The organism is Bacillus cereus group sp. MG9 (assembly GCF_040459995.1).
GTDB lineage: Bacteria > Bacillota > Bacilli > Bacillales > Bacillaceae_G > Bacillus_A > Bacillus_A mycoides.
Window position 1 is genome coordinate 4,351,380 of the sequence record NZ_JARVHC010000001.1, and the last position, 17,168, is coordinate 4,368,547.

A 17,168-nucleotide genomic window follows, 5' to 3' on the forward strand; every position below is an offset into this window, starting at 1 on the left:
TTTAACCCGATATATTTTACCACAAAAAAGAGGGATATGCGACCCTTTTCGCTATCCCTCCCCATTTCACTGTTTTTTCGTAATGTATTTTTGCTTTAATGCATTATGTTCTTCTAATGTTTTCGCATAATACACTTCACCACTTGGTGCAGCTAAGAAATAATAATAATCTGTTTGCGCAGGATCTAACGCTGCTTCCACTGAATGTTTACCAGAGTTTGCAATCGGTCCAACCGGCAACCCTTTCACAACATACGTATTGTACGGTGAGTTTACTTTCAAGTCTTCGTATAATACACGTTGTTTATGCTTTCCAAGCGCGTATAATACCGTCGGATCCGTTTGAAGCGGCATGCCTTTCGCTAGACGATTATAGAAAACACTAGAGATTTTTTGGCGATCAGTAAAGCCAGTAGCCTCTTCTTCAATAAGTGAAGACAACGTGAGAAGTTGATGAACATCCCAGTTCTTCGCTTTCATTTTCGCCTCATTTTGAACAATAATTGCATTTGTTTTCTCAAGCATCGGGATTACAATTTCTTCTAATTTTGTATCCTTTTTATAGAAAGAATACGTTGCTGGATATAAGTATCCTTCTAGTGGATATTTAATGTTGCTATCAAAAATTTTATCTGTTAATAGCTTCGGATACTTTTGCTGCATTTTTTGAATAAATGCTTTATCGTTTAATTGACGCACAACATCATCTTTATTCCACTTTAATTCTGCCGCAATCACTTCAGCAATTTCAGTTACTTGCGCCCCTTCTTTAATCGTCACTTTATAAAGAGCCGGACGATGTACGTTGCCAGATGACATTTGTTCAATGACATCGTTAGCACTCATCGAAGGATTTAATAAATATGTACCTGCTTGTAAGCTTTTCGACTTAAATTTCGTATAAAAACTAAAAACTGTACTGCTTTTCACAGCACCTTTTTCTTCTAAAATCTCACCGATTTTACTTGTAGATGACCCCTTTGGAATCTCTACCTCAATCTCTTTTTTATTTCCACTATCAACTGGTCCTAATGCAGATGAAATATACGCATAGACTGATCCACAAACTAAAAGCAGTGCGATAATCGAAATTAAAAAAATACGTCTACGCTTCTTCTTCACTTGATTCTCTACCAAAATTCTTCCTCCTTATTCAATTGTAGACCGTATACACTTCCTCTATACAATGCCCTACAAACATAAAGCAAAACCAATCATTTCTAAATAATCGGTGACAGCTACTTATTTAAAGCCTTTTTTCATACAACCCGTCTTATTATACTATAAACAATTACGTAGTTTCGACAAAAAATCTGTCATGTTGCATATAAATACAAAAAAGGCGAACTGTGTACACAGTTCGCCTTTTTATCCATTACTATTCTTCTTCTTGCTCATCAGCAAGAGTGTTAAACATTTCTTGTACCATTTCCCACTCTTCTTCAGATTCAATTGAAAGTAATGTTCCGCCCTCTTCTTCACTTTGCTCATATGCCATTGCATCGAAGATTTGGTCTCCATCTTCGTCTACTTCACCGATTGGAGAGAAGACTACGTAAGATTTTTTGCCGAATTTTTCAGCATCAAAAGTGAAAATAATTTCACATAAATGTTCGTTTCCTTTTTCGTCTACAATTGTAATTTGATTTTCTTCCATTTTGGTCACCTCTTATTTACTATCTAAAAATCCTTGTAAGATCACGACTGCAGCCATCTTATCGATTACCTGTTTTCGCTTCTTACGGCTCACATCAGCTGAAATGAGCAGACGTTCCGCTGCCATCGTCGACAAACGCTCGTCCCACATTACAACTTCTAATTGTAACAGATTTCGCAGGTTTTCTGCAAATTGCTGGCACGCTTCACCACGAGGGCCGATTGTACCATTCATATTTTTAGGTAAACCTACTACTATTTTGTCCACATTGTACTGTTTTACCAACTCAGAAATACGGTCAAAACCAAAGTGGCCTCGTTCTTCGTTAATCCTGATTGTTTCCAGCCCTTGTGCTGTCCAGCCCATTTCATCGCTCATTGCAACACCGACTGTTTTAGTACCAACATCTAAACCTAATATCCGCATAAACTACTCCTCACGATGATGTTTCAAGTAAGACTTCACAAGCTCTTCAATTATCTCATCACGTTCAAGCTTGCGAACGATGCTTCGTGCATCTTTATGGCGAGGTATGTATGCTGGATCTCCACTTAATAAATAACCGACGATTTGGTTAATCGGATTATAACCTTTTTCTTGAAGTGCATCATACACAGTTAAAAGTACATCATTTACATGGACACTCTGTTTTTCATCTTGAATGCTAAACTTCATTGTCTTATCAAAACCGTCCATTTCAAGCACCTCACTTGTAAGTAGTAAGTATAGGGAGAAGAACTTCTCCTCTCCCTACCATTGTACACTACTATCTCTTTATTTTGAAACAGATTTAACGTACTCTTGTACAAACGCTAAAGCTTCCTCTACTTGCGCTGGGTTTTTACCGCCTGCTTGTGCCATATCAGGACGGCCACCACCGCCGCCTCCACAACGAGAAGCTACTTCTTTCACAAGTTTACCCGCATGGTAACCTTGACTAATTAAATCTTTCGTTACGCCAGCTAAAATGTTTACCTTATCGTCATTTACAGACGCTAATACAACAACTGCAGACTCTAATTTATTTTTAAGGTCATCCATCATTGTACGTAAGTTGTTCATATCTGCAACATTTACTTTCGCCGCTAATACGTTCACGCCATCAACTGTCATTACTGAATCAGTTAAGTTTCCAGCTTCGATATTGCTTAATTTCGCAGCAAGAGATTCGTTTTCTTTTTGAAGTTGTTTTACTTCAGTAAATAAACCATCAACTCTTGTTAAAATATCTTTTGGATTTGTTTTCATTTTTCCTGCTGCTTCTTTTAATAAACCTACTTGATCGTTCATTAATTCGTATGCAGACTTACCAGTTACCGCCTCAATACGACGAGTTCCTGCACCGATACCAGACTCAGCAACGATTTTGAAAATACCAATAGAAGCTGTGTTATCAACGTGACAACCACCGCAAAGCTCTAAGCTGTAATCGCCTACTTGCACAACGCGTACAACATCGCCGTATTTTTCACCGAATAATGCCATTGCGCCCATTTCTTTCGCTTCTTCGATTGCTTTTTGAGAAATCGCAACATCAATACTTTCCCAAATTTTTTCGTTTACGATACGCTCAATTTTTTCTAATTCATCAGCTTGTACTTGACCGAAGTGAGAGAAGTCAAAACGTAAACGTTCAGATGTTACAAGAGAACCAGCTTGGTTAACATGCGTTCCAAGTATATCTTTTAATGCTTGGTGTAGTAAGTGAGTTGCTGTATGGTTTTTCACAACGCTACTACGGTTCTTTGTATCAATAACAGCTTTTACAGCCGCATCTTTCGTTAATGTACCTTCTTCCACAACTACTTTGTGTAAGTTTTGACCATTTGGTGCTTTTTGTACATCTTTTACAACAACTTTCACGCCGTCAGCAAGAAGGTAACCACGGTCTGCAATTTGCCCACCGCTCTCAGCGTAGAATGGCGTTACATCAAGCATTAATTGTCCTTCTTCACCTGCTTGTAAGCTATCTGTATACTCACCATTTTTCACAAGTGCAACAACGTTACTTTCTGTTGCAACTGTACCGTAACCAACGAATTCGCTCGCTACTTTAACTTCACCAAGTACACCGCCTTGAACTTGCATAGAATCAACGTCTTGACGAGCAGCACGTGCACGCTCACGTTGTTTCTCCATTTCATTTTCAAAGCCCGCTTGATCAACTGTCATACCAGCTTCTTCTGCATATTCTTCTGTTAATTCAATTGGGAAACCGTACGTGTCGTATAGGCGGAACGCATCTACGCCAGAAATAACAGTTGTTTTTTCTTCTTTCGCTTTTGCAATTACTTCAGCTAAAATTGATTCACCATCATGAAGTGTTTCATGGAAACGCTCTTCTTCATTCTTCACAACTTTTGCGATGAAATCTTTCTTTTCAAGTACTTCTGGATAGAAGTCTTTCATTACTTCTCCAACAACCGGTACTAATTCAAACATGAACGGACGGTTGATGTTTAATTTCTTAGAATAACGAACAGCACGGCGTAATAAACGACGTAATACATAACCACGGCCTTCGTTAGATGGAAGAGCACCGTCACCAACAGCGAATGTTACTGTACGGATATGGTCAGCAATTACTTTAAACGCCATATCTTTTTCTAAATCGCCATTACGATATTTCTCACCAGAAATTGATTCTGTTGCACCAATCATCGGCATGAATAGGTCTGTATCAAAGTTCGTAGGTACATCTTGAACGATAGATGTCATACGCTCTAGACCCATTCCTGTATCGATGTTTTTCTTAGGAAGTGGCGTATATGAACCGTCTGGATTATGGTTAAATTGAGAGAATACAAGGTTCCATACTTCTAAGTAACGCTCGTTTTCTCCGCCCGGATATAATTCTGGGTCACTAAAGTCATTACCGTAAGATTCACCGCGGTCATAGAAAATTTCTGTATTCGGTCCACTTGGTCCTTCACCGATATCCCAGAAGTTTTCTTCTAAACGGATGATGCGTTCTTTTGGAACACCCATTTTCTCATTCCAAATTGTGAATGCTTCTTCATCTTCCGGATGAATTGTAACAGATAGTAATTCTTTATCGAATCCGATCCATTTGTCGCTCGTTAGAAATTCCCAAGCCCAAGTAATTGCTTCTTCTTTGAAGTAATCACCGATTGAGAAGTTCCCTAACATTTCAAAGAATGTATGGTGACGAGCCGTTTTCCCAACGTTTTCAATATCGTTTGTACGAATTGATTTTTGTGCATTTGTAATACGTGGATTTTGTGGGATTACACGACCATCAAAATATTTCTTTAATGTCGCTACACCACTATTAATCCATAACAGAGATGGATCTTCATGAGGAACTAGTGATGCACTTGGTTCTACTGCATGTCCTTTTTCTTGGAAAAAGTCTAAAAACATTTGACGAATTTGTGCGCCTGTTAGTTGTTTCATTGTATTTTCCTCCTTAAATATAAAAAACTCCCGCCCCTAATAAAAGGGACGAGAGTTAACTCGCGATACCACCCTAATTATGAATTGATTATTATAACAATCAATTCATCACCTCATGGTGCCGTAACGTGGCAAGACGGCAGTGATTAGCTGCTCTCAGGATTAGCTTTCTGTTACCCTTCATTTAAAGCTCCTTTCAGCCAGTGGAAGCTTCTCTCTACAAATGGACTGTAACGTACTTGTTCCGTCATTGATTTAATGTATTATATGACTAAATATAATAGAATTCTCTTAAGTTTGTCAATGTAGATAATCATTTATATTGTATCAATTGCTTATTAATCATAGTTATTCTACTATTCATTCTTAACAGCCTTTAAATATATTATGCATTTATTACTAAATAGGAATCTTCTCTCAAAAAATACTTTATGTAAATTTCTAAATATTACATTATTTGTTATAATTAAATTATTAACAATAAAGGAGCGATTACAATGACAACCTTATTGAATCAAGCTAAAGAAATGTTAACAACTGATGAAAAAATCCTTTTTTATGCAGCATGCTCATTAAATATATTTATATATCGTTCCGTCGCAAGACCAGGACTGTTAATTTTAACGAACAAACGGCTCTTCTTTTATGGACCAGATGTAAGTAAGAACCCAATATTTGAAGAGTACTCTTTTGCAAACATTTCTAATCTAAAAGAGCAAAAGCGTCTTTTCAGCAATCAAATTATATTTATGTACGATAATGAATGGAAAAAAATAAAACATATTCAAACAAATGATGTAAGCTCTCTCGTTCAACAAATACACGAGCAACTCTCTAAATAATGATAGCCCTCTACTTTTATAAGTAGAGGGCTATCATATTACACATCTTCTTTTTTCCAAAGAGGTCTCACATGAACGACCACTGTCCGAATGACCGCTAAAATAGGAACCGATATTAGTAATCCTACAATCCCCGCAACTTCTCCCCCTACTAGTAATGCAAACATAATGATCACAGGATGCATACGAAGCGACTTACCAACGATGTAAGGCGATAAAATGTTACTTTCCAAAAATTGCAAAATAGCAATTGTAATCCCCGCCTTAATGAGTAAACTCGTTGATACCGTTGCCGCAATCATCAACGTGGGAATCGCCCCTAAAATAGGACCAAAGTACGGAATTATATCCGTTACCCCAATAATAATGCCGAGCAGCAATGGATATTTCATACCGATAAACCAAAAAGAAAGAACAGATACTCCCCCTAATACTAAGCAAACAAATAACTGCCCTCGAATATAACTTCCGAGTGATTTATCAATTTCTTTCGCAAGCATTTGCCCCGTACTACGCCACTTACTCGGGACTAATTTCCAAAATATATGATAAAACTCACCGTAATCTTTTAATATGTAAAATACAATGAACGGAATTAAGAAAATAATGAGTAACGAATCCAGTACACCACGAGCTGTGCTCATGACTTTATTTAAAAGCGCTTGAATCTTCGTTTCTACACCACCAAAAATTTGTTTCACCTTTTCATGAATAAATGATGGGAAATTCGCTGTTTGTTCTGTAACTCCATCCATCCAAGAATCGTACATTTTTGTAAACTGCGGAAATTGTTCATTAATTTCTTGTAACTGTTTAATAACAACTGGCGTTCCTTTATAAATTCCATAGCCAATTCCGCCAAAGAAAAGAATATAAATGAGCAAAATAGCAAGTGTGCGTGGCATTCCTTCCTTATGGATTTTTTCAATTAAAGGGTGTAATAAATAAGCAATAAAACAAGCAATAAAGAACGGTGTGATTGCCACTTTAAATACAAAAATAATCGGTGCCCATAGTGGCTTAATTTTTAAAAAGACGAGCAAACAAAGAAAAACGAGTAACAATAATCCTAAACGATATATCCAAATGATTTTAAGATTCTTCACACGAAAAACCTCCTCCACCTTTATTTTGAAAATAAATAGGTTAGGTTATGTGCAAAAGTTTTAAAATCTTTTTATACAGACCATACTGTTTTTTAAAGACATACATATATTTAACATAATAAGGACAACCACCCCTGAAAATACAAAATGTCAAAATATAATCAGGAGGGCTCATAATGATCTTATTTATGCTTGCATTATCCGCACTTTTTATGCTTCTTGAATGGATTTGTATCGGGTTTGGTATTTGGAAAGGCTTCTTTATTCGTTCCTCACGAAAGGAAAGAGCTAAGCACTTATGGCATTATGGAATGCTTGGCGTTGGATGCTACGGTTTATCTTATCTCTTCTCTGAAATCGGACTTTTATATTTGCATACAAGCGCATAAAAAAACTCCCTTATCATAAAGGGAGTTTTTTACGCCTTATAAATAAGACTTAATCATCTTACGTGCTTTTTTCACATTGCGTTTTGAGAATACATCTTGTTTGCGAGCATATTGATACGCTGCAGCTCCAACACCTAATGCGATTAATGAATTGCGTAGATTCAAAGTAAATCCCCCTTTTCGTTATCCGATCGTTCTTTCATTATCATCAAATAAATCATCAAGAGAGCTTAATGAACCATCTTCCTCTACTTGATGTGTATGGATTTTCCCCTTTGAAACCGATAATTCGATATAACAATTCCAGCAATAAAATTGGTTGACACCTATTTTTCCGATGTCTTTCCCTTTGCAATTTGGACAACTGAACATATGGCTTTCATCTCCTTACAGTCTCCCAGATTCTATTCGCCATTATGTCCAAACTGCATTCATTTATACATTGCTAGAACCTTTCAACGTTATACGTTTGAAAGGTTCACTATATAATTTCACCTTGTTACATGAAATCATACGGTGAAATGTTTTCCACGTCCATTTCTTCACCATTAACCGTCACCATCTGCACTTCTCCTTGTGATTCTTGCAATCGGCCAGCTAAAGTCGTTTGACGCATTGCATCATCAAGGCGATTTACACCGGATTGAAACGCTGCTTCCTCCCCGCAAATAATAAGGAATTTCTTACTCCTTGTAATACCCGTGTAAATTAAATTACGACGTAACATACGGTAGTAACTCTTTACAATTGGCATAATAACTATTGGGAATTCACTACCTTGTGATTTATGAATCGAGCAGCAATAGGCATGCGTAATTTGATTTAAATCCGGCTTTGTATATGTTACTTCAATTCCATCAAATGAAACGATAATCATATCTTGTTGCTCGACATTTTCTTTCGCATAAAATACTGAAACAATTTCTCCAATATCACCATTAAACACTTGGCTTTCCGGCTGATTGACTAATTGAAGTACTTTATCACCTCTGCGGTATACAACGTCACCGTAGGCAATTTCTTTACTCTTTTCTTTTTTCGGATTAAACACTTCTTGAAGAGCTTCATTTAACACATTAATACCTGCTGGTCCGCGGTACATTGGTGCCAACACTTGTACATCTCTTGCACTAAAGCCTTTTGTCTTAGCATTTTCACAAACCTTTTTAACAACCTCAACAATTTGAGCACCTGCACAGCTGATAAATGAACGATCTTTTTTATTTTGTGCTAAATCTGGCGGAAGTGTTCCGTCCTTTATCGCATGGGCAAGTTGAATAACAGATGACCCTTCCGCTTGACGATAAATTTCTGTAAGCTTGACCGTTGGAACCGCACCTGCATTCAATAAATCTTTTAACACTTGTCCAGGTCCTACAGATGGCAACTGATCTTCATCACCTACAACGATAACTTGAATATTTGTCGGAAGTGACTTGAATAGCTGATTTGCAAGCCAAATATCTACCATCGAAAACTCATCAATAATAAGGAGCTTCCCTTGTACAGGGTCTGTTTCATTGCGCTGAAAAGATCCTTCTGGCGTCCATCCAAGCAGACGATGAATTGTGCAAGCTGGAAGTCCTGTCGATTCACTCATGCGCTTCGCCGCTCTTCCAGTTGGGGCCGTTAATAATATTGGAAATGGATTATCATCACTATATTCATTCGGATTTAATGATACTCCGTGAAGTGACGCATACATTTCAACAATTCCTTTAATAACTGTTGTTTTCCCCGTCCCTGGTCCACCTGTTAACAACATCATCGGCTTATGAAGTGCAGTTTGAACTGCTTCTTGCTGAAGCGGCGCATACTGTACCTTGAGCTGTTCTTCAATTTCTCCTAACGTTTTTAACACTTCTGCTTCAGGGAATGCAGGGGTTTCTTCTTGATTCATAAGACGACGAATTGACTTTACAACGCCTTTCTCAGAATAGAATAAAGAAGCTAAATACACTCGCTCTTCTTCTATAATGACTTTCCCTTCGCTTTGCATCATTTCAACGCAGCCTACAATATCTTCCTCAGTCACTCTGCCTTCTTGATTATTTAAAAGTGACATCGTTTCTCTTACAAGCTGACCTTTTTCCATATACACGTGACCGAGTTGTAATGAAATATTCTCTAACGTATAAAAACACCCTGCACGTACACGGTCGTCGTGATTGCCCGTTATTCCGATTGCACGCCCTATATCATCTGCTCTTCCAAATCCAATTCCGTCCACTTCTTCAATAAGTTTATACGGATTATTACGAATCACTTCTAATGTCATCTCTTTATATTGCTGATAAATTTTAATAGAAAGTTTTGTTCCAAAACCGTAACCATTTAAAAAACTCATCACTTTCTCGAGCCCTTGATGCTCAATAATCGTCTCATATATTTCCTGCGCTTTTTGCTTGTTTACAACACCACTTAACGCATCCGGATCATCCATAATTTTAGAAATCGCATGCTCACCAAGATGGTCCACGATTTTTTCGGCTGTACGCTTTCCAATCCCTTTAAATAAATCGCTCGCTAAATATTGCACCATACCTGCTTTTGTTTGTGGCAGTTCTTTTTTAAACGTTTCAACTAAATATTGTTTTCCATACTTTGGGTGGTCTTTAAAATGACCTGTTAATGTAAACACTTCATCTTCATGCATACGGGGAAAATGACCGTTTATCATTACTTTTTTTTCGTCGTATGTTTCATTCGTTTCAATGACTTTCATACTGACAACGGAATAGAGGTTTTCTTCGTTGTGGAAAATGGTATGAAGAACTTGCGCTTTTATAAATTTTTTTTCTTCCTCAAACAAATCCATTGCATGTTGATTTCCCATATTTCCTCTCCTTTCCGAGTTCTTTTCACTTTAATGAGCAGTACATCCCCCACCTCTTTCACAATCTTTAGATGAGGGGTAACTGCGCATTAAACTATAATTTCACTTTATTCAGCTTCTTGCTCTAATAAACGAATACCATTACCAGCTAAAAAGTGGTCTGCTTGAATTTCAGTCGCTTTCTTAAATAAAGTAAGAGCTTTCTCGTTATTCTCCTCGAATACGTACGCAACACCTAAATTATAATACGCATCTGCATGCTCTTCATCCATTTCTAACACCTTTTCAAAATAAGGTTTTGCCTCTTGAATATGTTCTAGTCGTGCGAAGCAAAGTCCGCATTGGAAAACAGCTTCTACATCGCCTTCATCTAATTCCGTCGCTCTTTGTAAAAATGGAAGTGCAAGACGATCATTTCCAAGTTGCACATGTGTGATACCTAACATAAATGTTACGTCAGCTGATTGTAATCCCACTTGCATCGCTTGTTCAAATACAGCCTTCGCCTCTGCAAATTGCTCTTGACCGTAATATACATTTCCTAAGCCATAATAAGCAGCAGCAGATTTACCATCTAATTCTAATGCACGTTTATAAAATACAATTGCTCGCTCACTATCACCTAATACATCTAATAAATTCGCAAAGTTAATGTATCCAAGCGCATCTTTCGGATTTTCTTCGATTGCTTCTGTGAAATTTTTAGCTGCTTCTTCCCAGTTTCCTTCTTGCATATATTTAATACCTGTTTCAAGTTTGTTTGACATATCCTTCACCTCTACAACAAATTATAACAAAGAATGTATTTTCCAAGCGAACGAAAATTCGCTTTATGTAAAAGAAACCTCTAACCGCTAATCGGCAGAGGCTTCTCGTGTTATCCTAAATAATCTAATTTCTTACCACTATGATATACTTCATCAATTGTAGCGCCGCCTAAGCACTCATCTCCATCATAGAAAACAACTGCTTGGCCTGGCGTAATCGCACGAATTGGCTCATCACAAAGAATACGAACTGTATTTTCATCAACGATTTGAACCGTTACTTTATTGTCTGCTTGACGATAACGGAATTTCGCTGTACACGTAAATTCTTTTTCCTTCGCTTTATTACTTACCCAGCCTACATTCGTAGCAATAACTTCATCACCATATAGAAGTTCGTTATGGAATCCTTGATCAACATATAAAATGTTTTCTTTCAAGTTTTTTCCAACAGCAAACCACGGATCACCATTACCACCAATACCAAGGCCATGACGTTGTCCAATTGTATAATACATTAAACCATCATGTTTCCCTTTCACTTCACCAGATAATGTTTGCATCACACCTGGTTGCGCCGGTAAATAGTTACTTAAGAAATCTTTAAAGTTACGCTCACCGATGAAGCAAATACCAGTACTATCTTTCTTCGCCGCTGTCGCTAAACCAGCTTCTGTCGCCATTTCGCGAATTTGTGGTTTCTTTAATTCACCTAATGGGAACATTGTTTTTGATAGTTGCTCTTGGCTTAATTGATTTAAGAAATATGTTTGATCTTTATTGTCATCAACGCCGCGAAGCATTTTATATTCGCCGTCCATATAAGCAACGCGTGCATAATGACCTGTTGCTACATAATCAGCACCAAGTGCAATTGCATGCTCTAAAAATGCTTTAAATTTAATTTCTTTGTTACACATTACATCTGGGTTTGGTGTACGACCAGCTCGGTACTCATCTAAAAAGTACGTAAATACTTTATCCCAGTATTGTTTTTCAAAGTTTACTGCATAATACGGAATGCCGATTTGGTTACACACTTCAATTACATCATTGTAATCTTCTGTTGCTGTGCAGACACCATTTGCATCTGTATCATCCCAGTTTTTCATAAAAATTCCGATTACATCATAACCCTGCTCTTTTAATAAAAGAGCTGCTACAGATGAATCGACGCCACCGGACATCCCGATGACAACGCGTGTTTCTTGAGGTAGTTTGTTCATCATGTCACCTCCCATGCTAATTTTGTGTTAATCGCTTCACGATTTTCACTGTTTCGTACGCCGCTTTTTCAATTTGCTCTTTCGTATTTCCAAGTCCGAAACTAAAGCGTACGGATGAACGTATTTGATCGGAGTCTTTTCCGAACATCGCCACTAATACATGTGATGGATCAATCGAACCAGCTGTACAAGCAGAACCACTTGATACTGCAATACCAGCTAAGTCTAGGTTTACAAGAAACGGTTCAATATTCATTCCTGTAAAACTTATATTAAACACATGTGGTAAGCGATATTCCAAGTCTCCGTTTACCTCGAAATGAATGTCCTCATTTTTGAAGACAGATACCATTATATCTTTAAACTCTTCATATTGGGCATTTTTTTGCTCACGAGTTTTTTCAGCTAGAGAAACTGCATGTTGAAGTCCAACAATACTAGGTATATTTTCAGTACCAGCACGACGTTTTCTTTCTTGCTCTCCGCCTATTAATAACGGTTCAAATTTCACATTTGCACCAGCATATAGGAACCCTACACCTTTTGGGCCGTTAATTTTGTGAGCGGAAATCGATAATAAATCAATACCAAACTCTTTCACATCTATTTCTATTAAACCGTAAGCTTGTACAGCATCTGTGTGGAAATAAGCTTGATGCTCTTTTAACAACTTACCTATTTCCACAATTGGTTGTATTGTCCCTACTTCATTATTCCCGAACATAATAGATACAAGAATCGTCTCTTCCGTTAGTGCCTTTTGTATGTCAGAAACTTGAACACGCCCTGTTTCATCAACAGGTAAATACGTCACTTCAAATCCTTCACGCTCTAACAATTCACACGTATGCAAAATCGCATGATGTTCAATTTGCGTTGTAATAATATGGTTACCTTTATGACGATTCGCGCGCGCTACACCTATAAGTGCTAAATTATCAGCTTCTGTACCACCGCTCGTGAATATAATTTCATTTGGACTCGCGTGAATGCTACGTGCACACACACGTCTCGCCTCATCTACCGCATGGCGCGTTTGACGCCCATAAAAGTGAATACTAGACGGGTTTCCAAATGTTTCTGTCATATATGGAATCATCTTTTCGACCACTTCTGGGTGAGTCGGAGATGTCGCAGCATGATCTAAGTAAATGCGTTCCATTAAATCTCCTTCTTTCCAAATCGTTTCACAAGGAATTAAATGTAAAACATATAGCCCCCGTGATTTTCTTCCTCATAACGTACTAAATCTTCTAAAGTTGTACTATCTAATACTTCTTGCACCGCATCACGAACACGCATCCATAATTGGCGTTGTGCTGGTTCTTCTTCTTCTATCATTTCTACAACACTAATTGGACCCTCTAGTACACGGATTACATCTCCAGCTGTAATGTTGACTGGCTGATCAGATAATACATATCCACCATATGCACCACGCGTACTCTTTACAAGACGAGCGTTACGAAGTGGTGAAATTAATTGCTCTAAGTAATGCTCAGATAGGTCATGCGCCTGCGCAATTGATTTTAATGAAATTGGGCCTTCACCAAACTTTTTTGCAAGGTCGATCATAATTGTTAAGCCGTAGCGGCCTTTCGTTGAAATCTTCATCTATTTGCACCTCATTTCAAATTTTCACTTCTATTGGTTATATCTTATTTATAAAAGAACACAATTTAAAATCCTATGAAATTATAGCATAATATAGTATTATAAGAAATTTCAACTTGTGTATCAAAATGATAACATAAAATCACATTGAAAAACTCGGAAATTATTACAATTGAAAGAAAAATGAAAATATTATCCTTCGTTTTTCCCATAAAACAGCATCCTATTTCAAATTTCATCAAAAAAAATGATACGATAGAATGAGATTATACATTAAGGGAGAGGGTCAAATGAAACAACCACTCGCACATCGAATGCGCCCTACAAATATTCAAGAAATTATCGGACAACAGCATTTAGTTGGTGAAGGCAAGATTTTATGGCGAATGGTCCAAGCAAATCATTTTCAATCAATGATTTTATACGGTCCTCCAGGCACAGGAAAAACATCAATCGCCAGCGCAATTGCAGGAAGTACTGGAACCCTGTTTCGCCTCTTAAACGCTGTTACTCATAATAAAAAAGATATGGAAGTTGTCGTACAAGAAGCGAAGATGCATCGGCACCTCGTTTTAATTTTGGATGAAGTTCATAGGCTAGATAAAGCGAAGCAAGACTTTCTATTACCCCATTTAGAAAGCGGACTTCTTACTTTAATTGGTGCAACGACAAGCAATCCGTTCCATGCTATTAATTCTGCTATTCGAAGTCGTTGTCAAATCTTCGAATTACACGCATTAACAGAAGATGATATTTTAATTGGCTTAAAACGAGCGCTTGAAGATAAAGAAAAAGGGCTTGGGGAATATGATGTAACTGTTACGGATGAAGCATTACATCACTTTGCAAATGCATCAGGCGGAGATATGCGCTCAGCTTATAATGCACTTGAACTAGCTGTTTTATCTAGCTTTACAACTGACGACAAAGCCGCGGAAATTACACTTGAAATCGCAGAAGAATGCTTACAGAAAAAGAGTTTCGTTCACGACAAAGGTGGCGATGCTCACTATGACGTTTTATCTGCTTTTCAAAAATCAGTACGCGGAAGTGATGTGAACGCCGCACTTCATTATTTAGCACGTCTTATTGAAGCTGGTGACTTACAAAGCATCGGTAGACGTCTGCTTATTATGGCATATGAAGATATCGGACTTGCTAGCCCACAAGCTGGACAACGTACACTTGCAGCGATTGAATCAGCTGAACGGGTCGGCTTCCCAGAGGCACGCATACCACTTGCAAATGCTGTTATTGAACTTTGTCTATCACCGAAATCAAACTCGGCCTATAAAGCACTCGATGCCGCACTACACGATTTACGTAATGGCCAAACAGGCGATATTCCAAGTCATTTAAAAGATAGTCATTATAAAGGAGCCGAATCGTTAGGAAGAGGCATCGGATACTTATATCCACACGATCACCCAAACGGTTGGGTACAACAACAATACTTACCTGATAAAATTAAAAACAAGCAATATTATAAACCGAAAACGACAGGAAAATTTGAACAAGCACTTTCTACTGTTTATGAAAGATTACAAAGTTCGCATAAAACGAAGAATAAAGGGTAATATAAGCGAAAACGTCACCATTACGGAGGGTTCGCTTATGAAAACACGTCAAGATGCATGGACAAAAGAAGACGATCTCCTTTTAGCAGAAACTGTTTTACGACATATTCGCAGCGGAAGTACACAAATAAAAGCATTCGATGAAGTTGGTGATACATTAAACCGAACTTCAGCAGCTTGTGGATTTAGATGGAATGCTGAAGTAAGACCATATTATGAAGATGCGGTGCAAATTGCAAAAAAACAACGTAAAGAATTAAAGCGTTCGGAAGCTAAAATAGAAAAAGAGCAGTTCACACAAACTCGGCAACTCGTAATCGATGCCGAGTTTTCAGAAGATATCGCCCCAAATAAACAAGATCTTACAATGCAAAATGTCATCTCATTTTTGCAAAACTTGGAGCACAATAACCCTTCACTCGCAAAGTTACAAACTGAAAATGACGTATTACAAGATCAGCTCACTTCCCTGAAAAAAACGAATAATGAACTTGAAGCAAAATTAGCTGTTCTCACAAAAAAACAACAAGCAATCGAAGAAGATTATGCAATGCTTGTTAGAATTATGGATCGTGCTCGAAAACTTGTTTCGGTCGAAGAACAAGAAGAGCAAATTGCTCCGATTTTCAAAACCGATCAAAATGGAAATTTAGATATTATATATTCTGCAGAAAACTAAAAACAGGGATGCCACTTTTTCAACTAAGTGACATCCCTGTTTATTTTCCCTTAGTGAAAAAGCACCATAGTAAATGTAATTATATTAACGATTCGACATCGATATTTCTTTAAAACATACAAAAAGCATATATCCTAAACGATATATGCTTCCTTTTTATTCTTGCCCTACACGCTTCACTTCTACGTTTTTAATACGCTCACGTACAACGTGACTTGCCATAATTAAACCAGCCACAGATGGTACGAACGCATTTGAAGAAGGTGGTAATTTTGCTTTACGAATTTTTGCATTTTCGTCTGGTACGATTTCTTTACGTACTTCTTCACGAATTACGATTGGGTTTTCGTCAGAGAAGACAACTTTTACACCTTTTTTAATACCATCTTTACGAAGCTTCGTACGAATTACTTTCGCAATTGGATCTGTATGTGTTTTAGAAATGTCCGCAATACGGAAACGAGTTGGGTCCATTTTATTTGCCGCACCCATACATGAGATAATTTTGATTTTACGACGTAAACATTGTTTAATTAAATGAATTTTGAACGTAATCGTATCAGATGCATCTACTACGAAATCTAAACCGTGTTTAAAGAACTCTTCATATGTTTCATCTGTATAAAACATCTCTAGTCCAATTACTTCACACTCTGGATTAATATCTGCAATACGCTCTTTCATTAATTCTACTTTTGAACGTCCTACAGTAGATACTAACGCGTGAATTTGACGGTTTACGTTTGTAATATCTACAACATCTTTGTCAACTAATACAAGACGTCCTACGCCAGAACGTGCTAACGCTTCTGCCGAAAATGATCCTACGCCGCCAATACCTAAAATACCGACTGTACTATTTTTTAATATTTCAAGGCCTTCTTTTCCAAAGGCTAATTCATTACGTGAAAATTGATGTAACATTCAGCTCTACACTCCTATTACAAAAATGGTCTACCATGTATTCTAGCGTTTTTCCGACTATTTGTATAGAAAAAGTTATAGAATCCTTAAAAATACATATTTTAAAAATGAAAACATAGTGTAAACCGGGCTTT

Annotated in this window: 18 protein-coding genes and 1 other annotated feature; of the genes, 4 read left to right on the forward strand and 14 right to left on the reverse strand. The window is 37.4% G+C overall.

The window, feature by feature from the left end:
• Window positions 1-66: 66 nt before the first annotated feature.
• The 5 genes from mltG to alaS all read right to left on the reverse strand — a co-directional run bounded on the left by mltG (window position 67) and on the right by alaS (window position 5,074).
• Entirely contained in the window at window positions 67-1,137 is a 1,071-nt protein-coding gene (gene mltG, locus QCI77_RS22400) for an endolytic transglycosylase MltG (protein WP_002015278.1), read from the reverse strand.
• Window positions 1,138-1,378: 241 nt separating this feature from the next.
• On the reverse strand, window positions 1,379-1,657 hold the full coding sequence (locus tag QCI77_RS22405; protein ID WP_002034112.1) for a DUF1292 domain-containing protein: 279 nt from the start codon (window positions 1,655-1,657) through the stop codon (window positions 1,379-1,381).
• A gap of 12 nt (window positions 1,658-1,669) precedes the next feature.
• Entirely contained in the window at window positions 1,670-2,083 is a 414-nt protein-coding gene (ruvX, locus tag QCI77_RS22410) for a Holliday junction resolvase RuvX (RefSeq protein ID WP_001221204.1), read from the reverse strand.
• A gap of 3 nt (window positions 2,084-2,086) precedes the next feature.
• A complete protein-coding gene (locus QCI77_RS22415) occupies window positions 2,087-2,353 on the reverse strand; it encodes an IreB family regulatory phosphoprotein (protein WP_000348591.1) in 267 nt (88 codons plus the stop codon).
• A 78-nt stretch (window positions 2,354-2,431) separates the two neighbouring features.
• Entirely contained in the window at window positions 2,432-5,074 is a 2,643-nt protein-coding gene (gene alaS / locus QCI77_RS22420) for an alanine--tRNA ligase (protein WP_002034110.1), read from the reverse strand.
• 41 nt (window positions 5,075-5,115) lie between these two features.
• Window positions 5,116-5,334, reverse strand: a binding site (T-box leader).
• A 237-nt stretch (window positions 5,335-5,571) separates the two neighbouring features.
• Between alaS and QCI77_RS22425 the strand changes: the two genes are divergently transcribed.
• A complete protein-coding gene (locus tag QCI77_RS22425; RefSeq protein ID WP_002190741.1) occupies window positions 5,572-5,916 on the forward strand; it encodes a PH domain-containing protein in 345 nt (114 codons plus the stop codon).
• 38 nt (window positions 5,917-5,954) lie between these two features.
• Here QCI77_RS22425 and QCI77_RS22430 read toward each other — a convergent pair whose 3' ends face one another.
• Window positions 5,955-7,022 carry an AI-2E family transporter gene (locus QCI77_RS22430; protein WP_002129216.1) on the reverse strand — a complete coding sequence of 356 codons (1,068 nt, stop codon included), beginning with the start codon at window positions 7,020-7,022 and terminating at the stop codon, window positions 5,955-5,957.
• 176 nt (window positions 7,023-7,198) lie between these two features.
• On the opposite strand from QCI77_RS22430, the gene QCI77_RS22435 reads away from it, so the two are divergent.
• Window positions 7,199-7,411: a hypothetical protein gene (locus QCI77_RS22435; protein WP_002015285.1), complete on the forward strand. Its 213-nt coding sequence runs from the start codon at window positions 7,199-7,201 to the stop codon at window positions 7,409-7,411.
• A 36-nt stretch (window positions 7,412-7,447) separates the two neighbouring features.
• Here QCI77_RS22435 and QCI77_RS22440 read toward each other — a convergent pair whose 3' ends face one another.
• The 7 genes from QCI77_RS22440 to cymR all read right to left on the reverse strand — a co-directional run bounded on the left by QCI77_RS22440 (window position 7,448) and on the right by cymR (window position 13,854).
• On the reverse strand, window positions 7,448-7,576 hold the full coding sequence (locus QCI77_RS22440; protein WP_002015286.1) for a YrzQ family protein: 129 nt from the start codon (window positions 7,574-7,576) through the stop codon (window positions 7,448-7,450).
• Between the two features lie 18 nt (window positions 7,577-7,594).
• Window positions 7,595-7,783 carry a hypothetical protein gene (locus tag QCI77_RS22445; RefSeq protein WP_002015288.1) on the reverse strand — a complete coding sequence of 63 codons (189 nt, stop codon included), beginning with the start codon at window positions 7,781-7,783 and terminating at the stop codon, window positions 7,595-7,597.
• Between the two features lie 127 nt (window positions 7,784-7,910).
• Entirely contained in the window at window positions 7,911-10,247 is a 2,337-nt protein-coding gene (gene recD2, locus QCI77_RS22450) for an SF1B family DNA helicase RecD2 (RefSeq protein ID WP_002034106.1), read from the reverse strand.
• A gap of 107 nt (window positions 10,248-10,354) precedes the next feature.
• Window positions 10,355-11,014: a tetratricopeptide repeat protein gene (locus QCI77_RS22455; RefSeq protein WP_002143220.1), complete on the reverse strand. Its 660-nt coding sequence runs from the start codon at window positions 11,012-11,014 to the stop codon at window positions 10,355-10,357.
• Between the two features lie 110 nt (window positions 11,015-11,124).
• Window positions 11,125-12,240 (reverse strand): tRNA 2-thiouridine(34) synthase MnmA, encoded by a 1,116-nt coding sequence (gene mnmA, locus QCI77_RS22460; protein WP_002088752.1) that lies wholly within the window; start codon window positions 12,238-12,240, stop codon window positions 11,125-11,127.
• A 16-nt stretch (window positions 12,241-12,256) separates the two neighbouring features.
• Window positions 12,257-13,402, reverse strand: a complete 1,146-nt coding sequence (locus QCI77_RS22465) for a cysteine desulfurase family protein (protein ID WP_002143221.1) — start codon at window positions 13,400-13,402, stop codon at window positions 12,257-12,259.
• Between the two features lie 35 nt (window positions 13,403-13,437).
• Window positions 13,438-13,854: a cysteine metabolism transcriptional regulator CymR gene (cymR, locus tag QCI77_RS22470; protein WP_000704117.1), complete on the reverse strand. Its 417-nt coding sequence runs from the start codon at window positions 13,852-13,854 to the stop codon at window positions 13,438-13,440.
• 290 nt (window positions 13,855-14,144) lie between these two features.
• Here cymR and QCI77_RS22475 point away from each other — a divergent pair, with 290 nt between their 5' ends.
• Both QCI77_RS22475 and QCI77_RS22480 read left to right on the forward strand, forming a co-directional pair.
• Window positions 14,145-15,431, forward strand: a complete 1,287-nt coding sequence (locus QCI77_RS22475; RefSeq protein WP_002067244.1) for a replication-associated recombination protein A — start codon at window positions 14,145-14,147, stop codon at window positions 15,429-15,431.
• A gap of 37 nt (window positions 15,432-15,468) precedes the next feature.
• Complete coding sequence (locus QCI77_RS22480; protein WP_002145629.1) at window positions 15,469-16,110, forward strand: RsfA family transcriptional regulator; 642 nt, start codon at window positions 15,469-15,471, stop codon at window positions 16,108-16,110.
• Between the two features lie 156 nt (window positions 16,111-16,266).
• On the opposite strand, the gene QCI77_RS22485 is transcribed toward QCI77_RS22480, so the two are convergent.
• The gene (locus QCI77_RS22485) at window positions 16,267-17,034 is read right to left on the reverse strand and encodes a tRNA threonylcarbamoyladenosine dehydratase (protein WP_000903181.1); all 768 of its coding nucleotides are present in this window, start codon (window positions 17,032-17,034) and stop codon (window positions 16,267-16,269) included.
• Window positions 17,035-17,168: the final 134 nt, after the last annotated feature.

Coding starts and splice junctions, on each gene's coding strand:
- QCI77_RS22415 (WP_000348591.1), bottom strand. CDS start 2,353: ATGGACGGTTTTGATAAGACAATGAAGTTTAGCATTCAAGATGAAAAA.
- ruvX (WP_001221204.1), bottom strand. CDS start 2,083: ATGCGGATATTAGGTTTAGATGTTGGTACTAAAACAGTCGGTGTTGCA.
- QCI77_RS22405 (WP_002034112.1), bottom strand. CDS start 1,657: ATGGAAGAAAATCAAATTACAATTGTAGACGAAAAAGGAAACGAACAT.
- QCI77_RS22480 (WP_002145629.1), top strand. CDS start 15,469: ATGAAAACACGTCAAGATGCATGGACAAAAGAAGACGATCTCCTTTTA.
- QCI77_RS22435 (WP_002015285.1), top strand. CDS start 7,199: ATGATCTTATTTATGCTTGCATTATCCGCACTTTTTATGCTTCTTGAA.
- cymR (WP_000704117.1), bottom strand. CDS start 13,854: ATGAAGATTTCAACGAAAGGCCGCTACGGCTTAACAATTATGATCGAC.
- alaS (WP_002034110.1), bottom strand. CDS start 5,074: ATGAAACAACTAACAGGCGCACAAATTCGTCAAATGTTTTTAGACTTT.
- QCI77_RS22455 (WP_002143220.1), bottom strand. CDS start 11,014: ATGTCAAACAAACTTGAAACAGGTATTAAATATATGCAAGAAGGAAAC.
- QCI77_RS22475 (WP_002067244.1), top strand. CDS start 14,145: ATGAAACAACCACTCGCACATCGAATGCGCCCTACAAATATTCAAGAA.
- QCI77_RS22465 (WP_002143221.1), bottom strand. CDS start 13,402: ATGGAACGCATTTACTTAGATCATGCTGCGACATCTCCGACTCACCCA.
- QCI77_RS22425 (WP_002190741.1), top strand. CDS start 5,572: ATGACAACCTTATTGAATCAAGCTAAAGAAATGTTAACAACTGATGAA.
- recD2 (WP_002034106.1), bottom strand. CDS start 10,247: ATGGGAAATCAACATGCAATGGATTTGTTTGAGGAAGAAAAAAAATTT.
- QCI77_RS22445 (WP_002015288.1), bottom strand. CDS start 7,783: ATGTTCAGTTGTCCAAATTGCAAAGGGAAAGACATCGGAAAAATAGGT.
- mnmA (WP_002088752.1), bottom strand. CDS start 12,240: ATGAACAAACTACCTCAAGAAACACGCGTTGTCATCGGGATGTCCGGT.
- QCI77_RS22485 (WP_000903181.1), bottom strand. CDS start 17,034: ATGTTACATCAATTTTCACGTAATGAATTAGCCTTTGGAAAAGAAGGC.